The sequence below is a fragment of the Mesorhizobium sp. M7A.F.Ca.CA.002.09.1.1 genome, assembly GCF_003998555.1.
Classification (GTDB): Bacteria; Pseudomonadota; Alphaproteobacteria; order Rhizobiales; family Rhizobiaceae; genus Mesorhizobium; species Mesorhizobium ciceri.
Genome location: NZ_RZRR01000936.1, coordinates 1 through 2,104, shown reverse-complemented (window position 1 = coordinate 2,104; position 2,104 = coordinate 1). Strand labels below are relative to the sequence as shown.

The window sequence follows — 2,104 nt, the reverse complement described above, 5'->3', positions numbered from 1 at the left end:
GTCGCATGTGCAGATTGCCTTTCCGTCGGCGCCAAAGCGATGCAGCTTGGCCTTGTCTGGTGTCAGGTAAATGGTGTCGCCGTGATGGACGCCGAGTTCGCCGTCGGCGCGCACGGTCAGCGGACCGACGCCGTCGGCCTGGACGTGCAGGAAGGTGTCGGAGCCGAGATGCTCGGCGACGCCGACGACTGCCTTCCATTCGCCCGCCCTGGTCGAGATCTCCAGGTGTTCGGGACGGATGCCGATGGTCTTGGCGCCGTTTTTGGCAGCCGGCGCGCCCTCGATCAGGTTCATCTTCGGCGAGCCGATAAAGCTGGCGACGAACAGGTTCTTCGGCGTCTTGTAGAGCTCCATCGGCGAGCCGACCTGCTCGATGTTGCCGGCGTTCAGCACGACGATCTTGTCGGCCATGGTCATCGCTTCAACCTGATCGTGGGTAACGTAGATCATGGTGGTTTTGAGCTGATGGTGCAGCTCGCTGATCTCCAGCCGCATGGTGCCGCGCAGTGCCGCATCGAGATTGGACAGCGGTTCGTCGAACAGGAAGGCGGTCGGCTGACGCACGATGGCGCGGCCGATCGCGACGCGCTGGCGCTGGCCGCCTGAAAGCTGGCCGGGCCGGCGTTCGAGATAGTTGGTCAGGTTGAGCACGCGCGCCGCGTCTCCCACCTTCTTGTCGATGGTCGCCTTGTCCTCACCGGCCATCTTCAGCGGGAAGCCGATGTTCTTGGCCACCGTCATGTGCGGATAGAGCGCGTAAGACTGGAACACCATGGCGAGCTTGCGCTTGGCCGGTGCCTCGCCGGTGACGTCGCGGCCGTCGATGTTGATGGAGCCGCCGCTGGTGTCCTCGAGCCCGGCGATCAGGCGCAGCAGCGTTGACTTGCCGCAACCCGACGGGCCGACAAAGACGACGAACTCGCCATTCTCGATCACCAGGTCGAGACCGGGGATGATGGACGTCGCTCCGAAGGATTTCGAGACGTTCTTGAGCGTGATGTTTCCCATGGTTTCCTCCCCGAGGGGTTATTTCTGCCGATTGCTTCGGGCAATTCCGTTATTTCACCGCACCAAATGTCAGGCCGCGCACCAGCTGCTTCTGGCTGAACCAGCCCATGATCAGGATCGGCGCGATGGCCAGCGTCGAGGCGGCCGAAAGCTTCGCCCAGAACAGGCCTTGCGGGCTTGAGAACGAGCTGATGAAGGCGGTCAGGGGTGCGGCTTCCGTCGTCGTCAGCCGGATCGTCCAGAACGCCTCGTTCCAGGCCAGGATGATGTTGAGCAGCATTGTCGAGGCGATGCCCGGCACCGCCATCGGCGTCAGCACATAGACGATCTCGTTCCACAGCGATGCGCCGTCCATGCGCGCCGCTTCCAGGATCTCGCCAGGGATTTCGCGGAAATAGGTGTAGAGCATCCACACCACGATCGGCAGGTTGATCAGCATCAGCATGATCATGAGGCCGATGCGGCTGCCGAGCAGGCCTGTGTCGCGGAAGATCAGGTAGATCGGGAACAGCACCGCGACCGCCGGCATCATCTTGGTGGACAGCATCCACATCAAGATGTCCTTGGTCCGCTTGGTCGGCGAGAAGGCCATCGACCATGCCGCCGGTATGGCGACCAGCAGGGCCAGGATGGTCGAGCCGACCGAGAGCAGCACCGAGTTGAAGAAGAACTTGAAGTAGCCGCTCTGTGCCTGGACCTCGGTATAGCTCTCGAACGTTCCCGACGGGATGATGCTGAAGCCCTGGATGGCTTCCTGCTCCGACTTGAACGAGGTGATGATCGTGTAGAGGATCGGGAAGAAGATCAGCAGGGCGACGATCCAGGCGGCAACCGTCGCGATCGTCTTGTGCCGGGTGGTGACTGAGCGTGCCATCGTAGCCTCCCTTACTTGTCCAGGTTCTTGCCGACGGCGCGCATGGCGAAGAAGGCAACGATATTGGCGAGAATGACGGCGATCACACCGCCGGCGGATGCCTGGCCGATTTTGAACTCCAGCAACGCCTTCTGGTAGACGAGGAAGGGCAGGTTGGTGGAGGCGTATCCCGGGCCGCCATTGGTGGTGACGAGGATCTCGGCATAGACCGAGAGAAGGAAG

At 62.1% G+C, this 2,104-nt stretch carries 2 protein-coding genes and 1 pseudogene; all 3 read right to left on the bottom strand.

Going from position 1 to position 2,104, the window contains the following annotated elements; translation table 11 throughout:
* Window positions 1-1,008 (bottom strand): ABC transporter ATP-binding protein (locus EN994_RS28575; RefSeq protein WP_164746287.1); only part of this gene is annotated, 1,008 nt, incomplete at its 3' end.
* Window positions 1,009-1,057: 49 nt separating this feature from the next.
* Window positions 1,058-1,882, bottom strand: coding sequence for a carbohydrate ABC transporter permease (locus EN994_RS28570; protein WP_063169752.1), 825 nt, complete (start codon window positions 1,880-1,882; stop codon window positions 1,058-1,060).
* Window positions 1,883-1,893: 11 nt separating this feature from the next.
* Window positions 1,894-2,104, bottom strand: a pseudogene (locus EN994_RS28565) (sugar ABC transporter permease); the annotation flags it as partial.

Bases quoted from the DNA above. Each gene is read 5' to 3' on its own strand.
- EN994_RS28570 (WP_063169752.1), bottom strand. From the start codon at position 1,882: ATGGCACGCTCAGTCACCACCCGGCACAAGACGATCGCGACGGTTGCC.